12 protein-coding genes are annotated in these 14,668 nt (G+C 52.7%); 10 read left to right on the forward strand and 2 right to left on the reverse strand.

Features of this window, described 5'->3' with window-relative positions; genetic code table 11:
• The first annotated feature begins 2 nt into the window (after positions 1–2).
• From ELY38_RS15140 to ELY38_RS15170, 7 genes are all read left to right on the forward strand, one after another.
• Positions 3–371, forward strand: coding sequence for a hypothetical protein (locus ELY38_RS15140; RefSeq protein WP_127063072.1), 369 nt, complete (start codon positions 3–5; stop codon positions 369–371).
• Between the two features lie 201 nt (positions 372–572).
• Entirely contained in the window at positions 573–1,925 is a 1,353-nt protein-coding gene (gene tig, locus ELY38_RS15145; RefSeq protein ID WP_127063073.1) for a trigger factor, read from the forward strand.
• A 68-nt stretch (positions 1,926–1,993) separates the two neighbouring features.
• On the forward strand, positions 1,994–2,611 hold the full coding sequence (clpP, locus tag ELY38_RS15150; RefSeq protein WP_106373911.1) for an ATP-dependent Clp endopeptidase proteolytic subunit ClpP: 618 nt from the start codon (positions 1,994–1,996) through the stop codon (positions 2,609–2,611).
• Positions 2,612–2,685: 74 nt separating this feature from the next.
• Positions 2,686–3,966 (forward strand): ATP-dependent Clp protease ATP-binding subunit ClpX, encoded by a 1,281-nt coding sequence (gene clpX, locus ELY38_RS15155; protein ID WP_127063074.1) that lies wholly within the window; start codon positions 2,686–2,688, stop codon positions 3,964–3,966.
• A gap of 191 nt (positions 3,967–4,157) precedes the next feature.
• On the forward strand, positions 4,158–6,560 hold the full coding sequence (gene lon, locus ELY38_RS15160) for an endopeptidase La (protein ID WP_127063075.1): 2,403 nt from the start codon (positions 4,158–4,160) through the stop codon (positions 6,558–6,560).
• A gap of 190 nt (positions 6,561–6,750) precedes the next feature.
• The gene (locus tag ELY38_RS15165; RefSeq protein WP_087111465.1) at positions 6,751–7,023 is read left to right on the forward strand and encodes an HU family DNA-binding protein; all 273 of its coding nucleotides are present in this window, start codon (positions 6,751–6,753) and stop codon (positions 7,021–7,023) included.
• Between the two features lie 150 nt (positions 7,024–7,173).
• Positions 7,174–8,991 carry a SurA N-terminal domain-containing protein gene (locus ELY38_RS15170; protein ID WP_127063076.1) on the forward strand — a complete coding sequence of 606 codons (1,818 nt, stop codon included), beginning with the start codon at positions 7,174–7,176 and terminating at the stop codon, positions 8,989–8,991.
• Between the two features lie 123 nt (positions 8,992–9,114).
• On the opposite strand, the gene ELY38_RS15175 is transcribed toward ELY38_RS15170, so the two are convergent.
• On the reverse strand, positions 9,115–9,888 hold the full coding sequence (locus ELY38_RS15175; protein WP_127063077.1) for a UDP-2,3-diacylglucosamine diphosphatase: 774 nt from the start codon (positions 9,886–9,888) through the stop codon (positions 9,115–9,117).
• Positions 9,889–9,901: 13 nt separating this feature from the next.
• A complete protein-coding gene (locus ELY38_RS15180; protein WP_127063078.1) occupies positions 9,902–10,402 on the reverse strand; it encodes a peptidylprolyl isomerase in 501 nt (166 codons plus the stop codon).
• Between the two features lie 153 nt (positions 10,403–10,555).
• On the opposite strand from ELY38_RS15180, the gene ELY38_RS15185 reads away from it, so the two are divergent.
• The 3 genes from ELY38_RS15185 to osmF all read left to right on the forward strand — a co-directional run bounded on the left by ELY38_RS15185 (position 10,556) and on the right by osmF (position 14,667).
• Entirely contained in the window at positions 10,556–12,235 is a 1,680-nt protein-coding gene (locus ELY38_RS15185) for a glutamine--tRNA ligase/YqeY domain fusion protein (protein ID WP_127063079.1), read from the forward strand.
• 11 nt (positions 12,236–12,246) lie between these two features.
• Positions 12,247–13,650, forward strand: coding sequence for a cysteine--tRNA ligase (cysS, locus tag ELY38_RS15190; RefSeq protein WP_127063080.1), 1,404 nt, complete (start codon positions 12,247–12,249; stop codon positions 13,648–13,650).
• A 105-nt stretch (positions 13,651–13,755) separates the two neighbouring features.
• Positions 13,756–14,667 carry a glycine betaine ABC transporter substrate-binding protein OsmF gene (osmF, locus tag ELY38_RS15195; RefSeq protein WP_127063081.1) on the forward strand — a complete coding sequence of 304 codons (912 nt, stop codon included), beginning with the start codon at positions 13,756–13,758 and terminating at the stop codon, positions 14,665–14,667.
• Position 14,668: the final 1 nt, after the last annotated feature.

Genomic DNA, 14,668 nt, shown 5'->3' on the forward strand with positions numbered 1-14,668 from the left:
CAATGCAACCTAAGCCTTATTCGGCCGAGCGGGTCAGCGTAGCGCTTGGCCTATGCGTGGTCATGCTGGCCGCCTTGCCGCGCTTTATGGCAGGTGGCCATGGTACACGGCAAACGCTTATTTTGATGGGAGTGGTACTGGTAGCCACGGCTGCGGTGGCCCAGTGGCGTCTGCTTTCGGTTGATGAGCGCAAGCAACTGCCTCGTCTTTGCGTGCGGCTTATGCTCATGTTGATAGCTGGAGCCGCGATTATGGGCATATGGCATGCTCTTTTCACCGCCTGGATTAGTTGGCAGGTATTTATTTCCCATGCAGCTACTTGCGGCCTACTAATTCACGCCGTCAGTTTATGGTGGGGGCCTAAACGCTGAACAGAGGTCGTTTCAAAGTAATGATTTCTGTAATTCAGAACTTAAAAAGTAATAAATTAGTCACTAATTGCCTTGTAATTAATCGCAATGCCCCCATCTTGCGAGCATGGCGCTTGCCACCGTGCGTCAGGGTTCTTAAAATTGCCCCTTTGATCTTATTAAACACAGTCAACATAACGCCCAGCCGCTAGAGGACAATTCATGCAAGTTTCCGTCGAGACGACCTCCCAGATCGAACGCCGTATCACTATTCAGGTACCGGCTGCCGAAATCGACGAGGCTGTCAGCACTCGCTTGAAAGACACTGCGAAAAACGTTCGCCTGAATGGTTTTCGCCAAGGCCGGGTACCGATGGCAGTAGTGCGTCAGCGCTACGGCGACAGCGTTCGCAGTGAAGTAGTCGGTGAAGTAATGCGCGAGCGTTACGTTCGTGCGATCACCGAAGAGAGCCTTAATCCTGCTGGCTACCCCCAGATCGAACCCAAGGTAGACGAGGCGGGCAAGGATCTTGAGTTCGTGGCGATCATGGAGATCTATCCGCAGATTGAGCTTGCATCTATTGAAGGTACTGAGGTTGAGCGCCCGGTCGTTAATGTTAGCGACGCTGACGTTGACGAAATGATCGAAACACTGCGCAAGCAGAACGCCGATTGGCAGGAAACCGATGCGCCAGCTGCTGATGGCGATCAAGTAACAATTGATTTTCAGGGTTTCATTGGCGACGAGTCGTTTGAAGGCGGTAGCGCTGAAGGCCATGCACTGGTTATCGGTTCAAACAGCTTTATTCCAGGTTTTGAAGCGCAGTTGATTGGCGCCAAGGCCGGTGAAGAGAAGACTATTGAAGTCACTTTCCCTGAAGATTACCAAGCCGAGCACTTGGCAGGTAAAGAAGCGAGCTTCAAGGTAACGGTTCATAAGGTCAGCACCCAGCAGCTGCCGGAAGTTGACGCTACTTTCATCGAGCGCTTCGGTGTTGAAGACGGCGATCAGGAAAAATTCCGCGCCGAAATCAAAAAGAACATGACTCGTGAAGCAACCCAGGCGGTTGATAATCGTGTCAAGCAGCAAGTGCTGGATGCGTTGAAAAAAGCCAACGATATTCCTGTGCCCAGTGCTCTGGTTCAGCAAGAAACGGATGCCATGAAGCGCCAGGCGGCACAGCAATTTGGTCTGGGCGAAGATTTCGATGTTAGCCAATTACCGAATGAGCTTTTCGAAGACCAGGCCAAAGGCCGTGTACAAGTAGGCCTGCTGCTTGCTGAAGTTATCAAGGCCAATGAACTTGATGCTGACGACGATGCGATCAAGGCGAAGGTTGAAGAGCTGGCCGAGCAGTATCAGGATCCTTCCGAGGTTGTTGAGTACTACATGAGCAACGACCAGCTGAAAACTCAGGTTAAATCTGCCATTCTTGAAGAGAAAGCGGTAGATAAGCTGCTTGAGCAAACGAACGTTAAAGACGTTGAGATGTCTTATCAGCAAGCATTGGCTGCCGCTCAGCAGCAAGCTGAGCAAGACGAGGGTGCTGAAGAAGGCGAGAAAGAAAGCGCCTAAGTACCCGATAGCGCGGCGCATCGTTTTTCGGTGCGCCTTTCCCTCACCGGACGCAAGGAATCACCTGAATGAGTGAGTTTGATATTCAAAATGCCGGCGGTTTAGTGCCTATGGTGGTTGAGCAAAGCGCCAAAGGGGAAAGAGCCTACGATATTTATTCGCGCTTGCTGAAAGAGCGTGTGATTTTTTTGGTTGGTCCTGTGGAAGATTATATGGCCAATCTCGTGGTAGCCCAGATGCTGTTCCTTGAGTCGGAAAACCCCGATAAGGATATACATCTGTATATCAATTCTCCTGGCGGCTCGGTGACGGCTGGCATGTCGATTTATGACACCATGCAGTTTATCAAGCCTGATGTGTCTACTGTATGTATTGGTCAGGCAGCCAGTATGGGGGCCTTGTTATTGACGGCAGGTGCGGCAGGCAAGCGCTACTGTCTACCTAATTCACGTGTCATGATCCATCAGCCGTTAGGCGGCTACCAAGGCCAGGCGTCTGATATCGAAATTCATACCCGCGAAATTTTAGGTATTCGCGAGAAGCTGAACCAGATTCTGGCCCATCATACTGGTCAAGACCTGGAAACGGTTGCCCGCGATACGGATCGCGACAACTTCATGAGCGCCAATAAGGCTCAAGAGTATGGCTTGATTGACGCAGTGCTGGATAAGCGGCCCACATCCTGATAGCGTGATGAGGTTTTGCTTTTCTAACGAGCTTTTATGGCGGTGTAAGCCGCCGCAGTGACAGAGGTACGCGAATGGCCGACGGCAAAGGCAAGGATGAAGGTGGCAAATTACTCTACTGCTCGTTTTGTGGAAAAAACCAAAACGAAGTGCGTAAGTTAATTGCTGGCCCATCCGTATATATCTGCGATGAGTGTGTCGACTTGTGTAATGACATCATTCGCGAGGAAGTTCTCGAAGCCGATGCCGAGAGCGATGAAGAGCGTTTACCTACGCCTCGCGAAATTCGCCATACACTTGACGATTACGTCATCGGGCAAGACCGCGCCAAGATGGTGCTGTCTGTAGCGGTCTACAACCACTACAAACGTCTGAAAACGGACGTGCGTGAAGGCGATGTTGAACTAGGTAAATCTAATATTCTGCTCATCGGTCCTACTGGTAGCGGTAAAACGCTGCTGGCGGAAACCATGGCGCGTTTATTGAACGTACCTTTTACCATTGCGGATGCAACAACGCTGACTGAAGCAGGTTATGTGGGTGAGGATGTTGAAAACATCATCCAAAAGCTGCTGCAGAAATGTGATTACGATGTAGAAAAGGCCGAGCGTGGCATTGTCTATATCGATGAAATCGATAAGATTTCTCGTAAGTCCGATAACCCATCAATTACGCGTGATGTGTCGGGTGAGGGCGTACAGCAGGCATTGCTCAAGCTGATCGAGGGGACCACTGCTTCTGTGCCGCCTCAGGGTGGCCGAAAGCACCCTCAGCAGGAATTTGTTCAGGTTAATACCGGCAATATCCTGTTTATTGTAGGTGGCGCTTTCGCAGGGCTTGATAAAGTTATTCGTGACCGCGCCGAAAAAGGCGGAATCGGCTTTAATGCAAGCGTAAAAAGCAAAGAATCATCGCGTGGCGTGGGTGAATTGTTAGCCGACGTTGAGCCTGAAGATCTTGTGAAATTCGGTTTGATCCCAGAGTTTGTGGGACGCTTACCGGTTATCGCAACGCTGACCGAGCTTAACGAAGATGCACTGATTCAGATTCTGACAGAGCCGAAAAACTCGCTGATCAAGCAGTATGCCAAGCTCTTTGAAATGGAAGGCGTAACACTTGAGTTCAGAGATGACGCGCTGCGTGCTGTTGCATCAAAGGCAATGGAGCGTAAAACAGGTGCTCGTGGCCTGCGCTCGATACTTGAATCGGTGCTGCTCGACACTATGTATGAGATTCCATCATTGGAAAATGTCAGCAAGGTGGTGATTGATGGTTCAGTCATTGCCGGTGAAAGCGCGCCGCTCTTGATGTATTCCAACCAGGAAGAGGCACGTGTTGATGGGACTGATGGCTAGTGACGGATTGATAGCAACGGCCTAGCTTCAACCGCCTGCGCCAAATCAAGGGGTCGCCTATGCGACCCCTTGTTGTTCATAAGGTGTCACTGCGTAGCATGCCCTACACTGCGTAGTACTTTTCATACAGTGATGTGCTTGGTCAGGTATCTGCATCAAGTGCTCATCCGATTTGTTGAGGAACGTCTGCGATGCAGCAGAACGCCGAACAGACTCAATGTCTACCTTTATTGCCGTTGCGGGATGTCGTGGTTTACCCGCAAATGGTCATTCCGCTGTTTGTTGGACGCGAAAAGTCTATCCAAGCGCTCGAAGCAGCGATGGAGGCGGATAAGCGTGTATTACTAGTGGCTCAACGTGAGGCCTCTCAAGACGAGCCGGATAACGCTGACCTCTACGCTATGGGAACCGTGGCGGATATCATGCAGCTGCTCAAGCTTCCTGACGGCACTGTTAAAGTGCTAATTGAAGGGAGCTTCCGTGCTGATGTGCTTGAAATTGAAGAAAATGAGGCGGGTTATACTCAGGCGTACCTCTCTCCGCGTGAGAGTGAGCCGCTGACTAGTCGTGAGCAGGAGGCGTTAGTGCGCGTACTGCTCAATCAGTTCGAGCAGTACGTTAAGCTATCCAAAAAGGTACCCAATGAGGTACTTAACTCGCTTTCGGGTATCGAAGACCCGAGCCGGCTGGTGGATACCATTTGCGCTCACTTGTCGCTCAAGATTGGCGATAAGCAGGAGCTGCTGGAAATGGATCGAGTACGCGATCGCATCGAGCACCTGATGGCGCTTATCGAGTCTGAGATTGATCTGCTGCAGGTTGAAAAGCGCATCCGTTCGCGTGTTAAAGAGCAGATGGAAAAAACTCAGCGCGAGTACTATTTGAATGAGCAGATGAAAGCCATCCAGAAAGAGATGGGTGAGCTTGATAATGTGCCTAATGAAGCGGAAAAGTACGCACAAGCGATCAAAGAGTCGGGTATGCCTCAGGAGGCATCCGATAAGGCCAACCAAGAGCTTAACAAGCTCAAGATGATGGCGTCCAATTCCGCTGAAGCAACGGTGGTGCGCTCTTATCTTGATTGGCTGATAGCTATTCCCTGGAAAAAACGTACCCGCGTCAAGCACGATCTGGTTAAAGCCCAGGAAGTACTCGATGAAGACCATTACGGTCTGGAAGAAGTCAAAGCCCGGATTCTTGAGTACCTGGCTGTACAAAAGCGCGTACGCAAGATGAAAGGCCCAGTGCTATGCCTGGTGGGGCCGCCTGGAGTGGGTAAAACCTCGCTGGGGCAGTCGATAGCCAAGGCGACCAACCGTAAGTATGTCCGTCTGGCTTTGGGCGGCGTGCGAGATGAGTCTGAAATTCGTGGTCATCGGCGCACCTATATCGGTTCGCTGCCGGGCAAGCTGATGCAGCGCATGAGTCGGGCAGGCGTGAAGAATCCGCTATTCCTGCTCGATGAAGTGGATAAACTAGGCATGGATCATCGGGGCGATCCTGCATCAGCGCTTCTTGAAGTGCTGGATCCTGAGCAGAATAGCAGTTTTAGCGACCATTATCTGGAGCTTGATTACGATCTCTCCGAGACGCTATTTATCTGTACTGCCAACTCGATGAATATTCCTGGCCCGCTTTTGGACCGTATGGAGATTATACGTCTGCCGGGGTATACGGAAGACGAGAAACTGGCAATTGCCAAACGTTACCTGTTGCCTAAGCAGCTGGCTGCAAATGGTTTGAAGGACAATGAGCTGGCGCTTAAAGATGACGCGTTACTTGAGCTCATTCGCTACTACACGCGTGAAGCCGGTGTTCGTGAACTAGAGCGTCAGATAGCCAAAGTAAGTCGCAAAGTGCTGCGTGAGCGTCTTGAGAAAAAGCAGCTTGAGAAGACTCAGACGCTATCGGCTGAACAGATTGAGGCTTATGCCGGTGTTAGGCGTTATAGCTATGGGCTGGCCGAGCAGGACGACCAGGTGGGCCGTGTAACGGGGCTTGCTTGGACATCGGTAGGCGGTGAGCTTCTAAATATTGAGTCGGTGGTTACGCCGGGTAAGGGGCGTATCAACAAGACAGGCTCGCTTGGCGAAGTCATGAAGGAGTCGGTGAGCGCCGCGCAGACGGTGGTTAAGGCGCGTGCTAAAGGTCTGGGTATCGATTCTGCGCGTTTTGAGACCGAAGACCTGCATATTCACGTGCCAGAAGGGGCGACGCCCAAGGATGGCCCGAGCGCGGGTATTGCGATGGTAACGGCCATGGTGTCGGCTTATACCCAGCGTGCAGTGCGCTGTGATGTTGCCATGACGGGTGAAGTCAACCTTCGCGGCGAAGTCTTGCCGATCGGTGGGTTAAAGGAGAAATTGCTGGCAGCCCGCCGTGGTGGTATAAAGACCGTCTTGATTCCTGAAGAAAACCGCCGTGATCTCAAGGAAGTACCGGAAAATATCAAAGGACCTCTAGATATTCGCCCGGTACGCTGGATAGATGATGTATTGGCGGTAGCTCTGGTAAGTGATGAAAGCGATGATGGTGCCGCGCTGAAAGGCACTGATACATCGTTGAACGCTACCACGGTCGCCAATACCCATTAATGTTAAAGCCATCGGTCTTTAATTTTACATAGTGAATTTGCCCAATGCCTTGTGCAACGGGCATTTCACGGTGTGGTTGCTTGACAGAGGTTTCAGGGCATTGCTATAAAACGCAGCTATGCTTTGAGGTTGTACCTTCTGGTGGCCATGCCGTTCAGAGCCATTTTTTGAAACATTTAAGGGGTGAAGTGTGAATAAGTCCGAGCTGATTGAAGCCATTGCTGCGTCTGCCGATATTCCTAAAGCAGCGGCAACCCGCGCATTGGATGCCATGGTGGAGTCTGTCACCGATAGCCTCAAGAAAGGTGAAAGCGTTTCACTGGTAGGTTTTGGTACCTTCGCAATTAAAGAGCGTGCTGCACGTACTGGCCGTAACCCGCAGACGGGCCAACCGATCGAGATCAAAGCTGCAAAAGTACCTGGCTTCAAAGCAGGCAAGGCATTGAAAGACGCCGTCAACTAATTGACCTGCGTTTACGGTAAACTAATGGGCGCATCGCATCCGCGATGCGCCCATGTTATTTTCTGGCCTGGTGTTTAAGGGGTTATCCGAAAACAACTTTTCGGACAACGTTAGGGTTTATTTGTATGGCTGTGTTGATCTGAGGCTAGCATGCTGCAAAGTATTCGAGATGGCTCCAGAAGCTGGGGCGCCAAAATTATTATCGGTCTCATGGTAGCTGCCATGGCGCTGTTTGGAGTGGAATCCCTGTTCAGTATCTTTGGCAGTGATCCTAATGAAGTCGCAAGCGTTAACGGTGAGCCCATCATGCGTCAGCAGGTTGAGCTTGAAGTACAAAGAGCGCTGCGCTCGGGTCAGGTGCCTCCTGAGCAAGAGCGTGCGTTGCGCAATGACATGCTTGACCAACTGATCACTCAGCAGTTGCTGACTCAATATGCAGACGATGGCGGTTTTTACGTCTCTGACGCCCAGTTAGACCAAATCATTGTCAGCCTCCCCGAGTTCCATGATCAGAACGGCCGTTTTTCTGCCGATATTTTCCGCAACCGTCTAGCGGGTGCGGGTTATTCACCGGTTTCATTCCGCCAAGACCTGCGGATAGATATCATGCGCCAGCAACTACAGCAGGGCCTGGCGTTCAGCGATTTCAGTCTGCCAAGCGAGCAGGCTCGTCTGGCCGAGCTTCAGCGCCAAGCGCGCAGCTTCCGCTACGTGCTTCTGGATAACGACAATGCCGATGTCGATATCAATGTTACCAACGAACAGGTGCAGGCGTACTACGATGCCAACCAGGAGCGTTTTGAGCGTCCTGAACAGGTGCGCGTCGAGTATGTGCTGATTGATCGTCAGGCCATGGCGGCAGAAAGCGATGTTGATGAAGATACCCTGCGTAGCGCCTGGCGTGAGCAGAACCGGGATGCTGATCGACGTGTGTCGCACATCATGGTGACGTTTGGCGATGAGCGTACTCGTGAACAAGCGCGCGATATTGCCGATACTGCCCGCGAGGCGCTCGATGAAGGGGAGTCCTTTGCCGATACAGCTCTGCGTTATTCTGATGATACGGCAAGCGCTGAAGAGGGTGGCGACCTTGGGGTTATCTCACGCGGTATTTTCGGCGGTGAATTTGATAATACCGCTTTCGCGCTTGAAGAGGGTCAGACATCTGGGGTCGTTGAAATTGACGGTGCTTTCCACATTCTTCATGTATCGGAAATTGATGCGCCTTCCTTTGAAGATCAGCGGGATGTATTGCGCCAGAATGTTGCCTTGAGTGACATCAACGATGCGTTTAATGCTAAGGTACAGCAGCTCATTGATGAAAGCTTTGCTGCTGACGACCTGCAAAGCGTGGCTGATGACCTGGATTTAACGCTTAACCAAACCGACTGGCTTGCCCGCGGTGAAGGTGAAGGCGTGCTTTCAGAGCCTGGCGTTCTGGAAGAAGCGTTCAGTGAAGAAGTGCTGAAAGATGGTTACAACAGTGAAGTGATTGAGCTGGACGACGACCGTCGACTGGTATTGCGGGTTGCCGAGCATCGTGACGCAACACTGATCAGTCTGGATGAGGTGCGCGAAGAAGTAGAGCAGGCCGTGGCCTCACAGCAGCGTCAGGAAGCGTTACTTGAGCAGGCCCAGGCGATGGCCGCCGAGCTTGCCTCCGGCATCTCCGTAGACGTCGACTGGCAAGAGGCAACCAACGTTAGCCGTCAGTCTGACACTGCTTTATCCCAGGCATTGGTGCAAGAAGTCTTCCGTATGCCGCACCCTGAAGAAGGCGAAAGCCGCTATCGTGCCATTGCCTTGCCCCAGGGCGTTGCCGTGGTTGCGCTGGATGAAGTCTCGGATGGTGAAGCGGATGAGCAGATGCAAGGTTTTATTGCTCAAATGGCCGAGCAACTGCGAGCTCAATTCGTGATCCAGGGGCTGATTGATGACTTGTATCGCGATGCTGATATCGAACGCTAGAATCAAGCCACAACGCTAATACAAAAAAGCCGATCATTTGATCGGCTTTTTTGGTGGGTACTGATTTCGACAATTATTGCTAGAACAAACGCTGGCACAATAAGTGAGCCGTAATGCTACAGCTTAGGCTGCCGGTGGCGTCGCCAAGGAAAACTGGCGAAGCCGTGGCGTGGTATTGCGCTCCGTGCGTTCGATAATGATGTCCCAGCCATGCTGGGCATCCCAATCACCCAGCACAAATCGTTTGGCGGGCACGTCTTCAACCGTAAGGTCATGAACCTTGGGGCGATGCGTATGGCCGTGAATCATAGTGATAACGCCATAGTGCTCCATCAGTTTTACTACCTCCTGATGGGTTACATCCATGATGGCTTCCGCCTTGCCAGCGTTCGCATCTCCCGACTGCATTCGCAGGCTTTTGGCGAGTTCAAGACGCTGCTCGAGGGGGAGCGCCAGAATCTGCGCCTGCCATTCAGGATTACGCGACTGCTGGCGAAAGGCCATGTAAGCGTCATCTTTTGTGCATAGGCTGTCGCCGTGTAGCAAAACAACAGGCACGCCTTCAAGTTCTACTTCCTGAACATCCGCAATCAGCGTCGCCTGGCAGGCATTGATAAACCGCTCGCCTAAGAGAAAATCCCGATTACCGTGGCTTAAGTATATAGCGGTGCCGCTATCGCTTAGCTTTCGTAAATGCTGAATCACCTCTAGGGCTACTGCGCTGAGTGGGTGGGAAGTATCGAGCAGGTCGTCCCCAATCCACGCATCAAACAGGTCACCCAATATATAGAGGGCATTCGCTCCCTGTGCGGTTTGATCCAAATAGCGATAAAACCCCTGATTAATCTCAGGGGTGTCGCTGCTCAGATGGATATCAGCTACAAGCAGAGTGCGCATAAGGCTCCCGGGGTTATTCCGCGTCCTTGATATAAGCGCGCTCGATAATGACATCCTCGGCGGGTACGTCGGCATGCATGCCGCGACGTGTGGTGCTTACGCCTTTAATGGTATTGACGACATCCATGCCTTCAACCACTTCACCAAATACCGCGTAACCCCAGCCCTGCAGGCTTTTGCCGCTGTGATCCAGAAAGCTGTTGTCACCCACGTTGATGAAGAACTGAGCGGTGGCTGAGTTGGGGTCTTGGGTGCGTGCCATGGCAAGCGTGCCCACCGTATTTTTCAAACCGTTATCAGCCTCATTTTCAATCGGGTCGCGGGTCGGCTTCTGGTTGAAGTCCTGATCAAAACCGCCGCCTTGAACCATGAACCCGTCAATGACCCGGTGGAACAGAGTGCCATCGTAGAATCCTTCCTGCACATACTGCTCAAAATTGGCCGCTGTGATGGGCGCTTTTTCATGGTTGAGCGCGATAGTGATGTCACCAAAGTTCGTCTGTAATACGATCATAGATAAATTCCTGTTCAATAAAGGCGTTCGCCTTGGCGCTGTGCATCGGCGTCACGCTATAATAGCGGTTTTGCCCGGCATCGCGAAGCGCTAACCTCAGAGTAGGCGTTGGTTGCCTGGCACGCCATCCACCACGAGGTTTTTAACACCACCATGACCAACGAGACCACCCCAGCGCCGAACTTCATTCGTAACCAAGTACGCGACGAAATCGAGGGCGGCCAGGTCACAAAAATCGTGACGCGCTTTCCCCCTGAGCCCAACGGCTTTCTGCACATCGGCCATGCAAAGTCGATCTGCCTGAACTTCGGGTTGGCGGAGCAAATGGGTGGTGAGTGTCATCTGCGCTTTGACGACACCAACCCGGCAAAGGAAGAGCAGGCGTATATTGATGCGATTAAGGAAGACGTCAGCTGGCTGGGCTTTCACTGGGCAGGCCCGGTTCGCTTTGCGTCTGACTACTTTGACCAGCTCTATGCTTGGGCGCAGCATTTGATTCGCGAAGACAAGGCCTATGTAGATGACCTCTCGCCTGACGAGATCCGCGAATATCGCGGCACACTGACCGCACCTGGCAAGCCAAGCCCCTACCGCGAGCGCAGCGTCGAGGAAAATCTGGATTTGCTGGAACGTATGCGTAACGGCGAATTTGGTGAAGGTGAAAAAGTGCTGCGTGCCAAGATCGATATGGCCTCGCCCAATATCAACCTGCGCGACCCGATTCTTTATCGCATCCGGCACGCAAGCCACCATCAAACAGGTGACAAGTGGAAGATTTATCCTTCCTACGACTTCACCCATGGCCAGTCAGATGCTATTGAGGGAATTACACATTCGATCTGCACGCTGGAGTTTGAAGACCACCGCCCGCTTTATGAGTGGTTCCTCAACAATCTGCCAGTGCCCAGCAAACCGCGCCAGATCGAGTTTGCACGCCTGAATCTCGACTACACTCTGACTTCCAAACGTAAGCTGAAGCTGTTGGTAGACGAGCAGATTGTGGACGGGTGGGATGACCCACGTATGCCGACCATTTCCGGTATGCGTCGCCGCGGCTATACGCCAGCTTCCATTCGCAAGTTCTGTGAAATGATCGGTGTGACCCGGGCGGATGGCGGATTGGTGGATATCGCCATGCTGACCCACGCGATTCGCTCAGATCTTGAAGATAACGCGCCACGCGCCATGTGCGTATTGAAACCACTCAAGGTGGTGCTGACTAATGTGGCCGAAGATTACGAGGAAGTGTACGAAGTGCCGGGGCACCCCGCACGTGACGACATGCCGATGCGCAAAGTGCCGTTTGGCCGCGAACTGTACATTGACCAGGATGACTTCATGGAGGATGCGCCCAAGAAGTTCTTCCGCCTGGCGCCGGGCAAGGAAGTACGCCTGCGCAATAGCTATGTCATCCGCTGTGATGAGGTACTCAAGGATGATGCAGGCGAAGTGGTCGAGCTGCGCTGCTCGGTGGACTTCGATACCCTGGGCAAGAACCCGGAAGGGCGCAAGGTAAAAGGTGTGGTGCATTGGGTCAGCGCAGCTCACGGTGTACCCATGGAAGTTCGTCTGTATGACAATCTATTTATGGTCGAGCAGCCGGACCGCGACAAGGATGTCGATTTTCTTGAGCACCTGAACACGGAGTCGCTGGTAATCTGCCAGGCAATTGGTGAGCCAAGCCTTGCAGGCGCTGCCCCTGAAGATCGTTTCCAGTTTGAGCGCATGGGTTACTTCTGTGCTGACCGCCATCTCTCCGCACCCGGCAAGCTCGTGTTTAACCGAACCGTAGGATTGAAAGATAGCTGGGCGAAAATCAAACAGAAGGGTTAAGGAATCGTCATATGCAAATTTACAATACGCTGACACGTCGCAAGGAACCATTTACGCCGCTGGTCGCGGGTAAGGTAAGCATGTATGTCTGCGGCATGACGGTGTATGACTATTGTCACCTTGGCCACGCCCGCGTCATGGTGGCGTTTGATGTGATTACCCGCTATCTACGCCATCGTGGCTATGACGTGACCTATGTGCGCAACATTACGGATATTGACGACAAGATCCTCAAACGCGCTGACGAGAATGGTGAAAGCATCACCGCGCTGACTGAGCGTATGATTGATGCCATGCATGAGGACGAGGCGCGCCTGAACGTGCTGCCGCCGAGCCAGGAGCCCCGGGCAACGGGGCATATTGGCGACATCGTTGCCATGATTGAAACCTTGATCGAGAAAGGGTTTGCCTATCCGGCCGAGAACGGCGACGTGTACTACCGGGTGCGCAGGTTCGCCGACTACGGCAAGCTCAACAACCGTCAGCTTGATGATATGCGCTCAGGTGCACGCGTTGAGGTGGATGTCCATAAAGAGGACCCGCTGGATTTCGTACTCTGGAAGTCCGCCAAGCCGGGCGAGGCACACTGGCCATCGCCCTGGGGTAACGGGCGGCCCGGCTGGCACATTGAATGCTCGGCGATGTCGACCTGCTGCCTAGGTGATACCTTCGATATTCATGGCGGCGGGCCTGATCTGACCTTTCCTCATCATGAAAACGAAATTGCTCAGTCAGAGGCGGCCACGGGTAAAACCTACGTCAACACATGGATGCACGCCGGTGCGGTACGCGTAAATCAGGAGAAGATGTCCAAATCCCTGGGTAACTTCTTCACCATTCGAGATGTGCTGGCCGAGCATGACCCTGAAGTGGTGCGCTATCTGTTAGTGGCCAGCCACTATCGCAGTGCGATCAATTACTCGGTGGATTCGCTGGTTGAAGCGCGTAAATCCTTGACACGTCTCTATACGGCGCTGGAAGGCGTGGCGAGCGATAGTTCCGGTCAGACCAATGACGTGGCTGACACTTATCGCGAACGTTTTACGACCGCCATGGATGACGACTTCAACACGCCGGAAGCGCTCGCGGTACTCTTTGAATTAGCGCGGGAAGTGAACCGAGCCAAGAGCGAGGCGCCAGATAATGCCTTGCCCCTGGCGGCGGCGCTTAAACAGTTTGCTGGTGTGCTGGGCCTTCTTCAGCAGTCGCCGCAAATCTTTCTGAAAGGCTCACAACAGCAAGGTGTAGCGCTAAGCGAAGCGGTGATTGAAGAAAAAATTGCCCAGCGCCAAGCGGCAAAAGCCAATAAGGACTTTGCTCAGGCTGACGCTATTCGTGATGAGCTGGCCGCCCTGGGGATTATTCTCAAGGACTCCAGGGAAGGAACTACCTGGGTCATCGAAGCCATTCAGTAAGGGCATGACTGCCAGGCGCCTACAGGTGGCGTCTGGCAGCCCCTTAAATGCCTCTTATACTTGCAATATCCTTCCAGAAAAGACGTCTACTAAAGGATTGCCCAGATGCGCTTTACACTCAAACCTCTACTCTCTGTCGTCAGTCTGTCGCTTGTGACGTTATCGACTGCAAACGCCAATGACCCGGTGGTGGTCGCTTCCAAAATTGATACCGAAGGCGCTGTGCTGGGTGAGCTGATCATTCAGACACTTGAACGCAATGGTATCCCGACCGAAGACCGCCTCCAGTTAGGGGCAACCAATGTCGTACGGACCGCGCTAAGTGCGGGTGAAATTGATCTATATCCCGAATACACCGGCAACGGCGCTTTTTTCTTTGATATGGCCGACAGCGATGTATGGAAGAATCCTGAGCAGGCTTATCAAACGGTGCGCGAGCTCGATGCCCAAAACGGCTTGATGTGGTTAACCCCGGCCAGTGCTAACAATACCTGGGCAATGAGTATCCGCGAGGACGTGGCAAGCGAGCATGACCTGAAAACGCTGGATGACCTGGCGGCCTATATTGCCGACGGAGGGGAGTTCAAGTTTGCCGCGAGTGCCGAGTTTGTTGAATCTGCCCAGGCGCTGCCAGCGTTTCAACAGGCTTATGGGTTTAAACTGAGCGATGACCAGCTGTTAGTGCTTTCCGGTGGTAATACTGCTGCCACAATGCGTGCCGCGGCCCAGCAAACCAGTGGGGTGAATGGGGCAATGACTTACGGCACTGACGGTGGCCTGAGCGCTCTAGGCCTGGTAGTGCTTGAAGATACCAAAGGCGTGCAGCCGGTTTACCAGCCTGCGCCGGTAGTACGCGATAGCGTGCTTGAAGCCTACCCCGACATTGAACCTTTGCTTCGTGATGTCTTTTCAACTCTCGATGAGCTAACGCTGCAAGAACTCAATGCCAATGTGGCGGTTAACGGTTTATCGGCCGATCAAGTAGCCAACAACTATCTAGACAGTTTGGATAACTAAT

Source organism: Vreelandella nanhaiensis, assembly GCF_003990185.1.
Lineage (GTDB): Bacteria > Pseudomonadota > Gammaproteobacteria > Pseudomonadales > Halomonadaceae > Vreelandella > Vreelandella nanhaiensis.

Bases quoted from the DNA above. Each gene is read 5' to 3' on its own strand.
- ELY38_RS15175 (WP_127063077.1), bottom strand. From the start codon at position 9,888: ATGCGCACTCTGCTTGTAGCTGATATCCATCTGAGCAGCGACACCCCT.
- ELY38_RS15185 (WP_127063079.1), top strand. From the start codon at position 10,556: ATGACCAACGAGACCACCCCAGCGCCGAACTTCATTCGTAACCAAGTA.
- clpP (WP_106373911.1), top strand. From the start codon at position 1,994: ATGAGTGAGTTTGATATTCAAAATGCCGGCGGTTTAGTGCCTATGGTG.
- osmF (WP_127063081.1), top strand. From the start codon at position 13,756: ATGCGCTTTACACTCAAACCTCTACTCTCTGTCGTCAGTCTGTCGCTT.
- ELY38_RS15140 (WP_127063072.1), top strand. From the start codon at position 3: ATGCAACCTAAGCCTTATTCGGCCGAGCGGGTCAGCGTAGCGCTTGGC.
- clpX (WP_127063074.1), top strand. From the start codon at position 2,686: ATGGCCGACGGCAAAGGCAAGGATGAAGGTGGCAAATTACTCTACTGC.
- ELY38_RS15170 (WP_127063076.1), top strand. From the start codon at position 7,174: ATGCTGCAAAGTATTCGAGATGGCTCCAGAAGCTGGGGCGCCAAAATT.
- cysS (WP_127063080.1), top strand. From the start codon at position 12,247: ATGCAAATTTACAATACGCTGACACGTCGCAAGGAACCATTTACGCCG.
- ELY38_RS15180 (WP_127063078.1), bottom strand. From the start codon at position 10,402: ATGATCGTATTACAGACGAACTTTGGTGACATCACTATCGCGCTCAAC.
- tig (WP_127063073.1), top strand. From the start codon at position 573: ATGCAAGTTTCCGTCGAGACGACCTCCCAGATCGAACGCCGTATCACT.
- lon (WP_127063075.1), top strand. From the start codon at position 4,158: ATGCAGCAGAACGCCGAACAGACTCAATGTCTACCTTTATTGCCGTTG.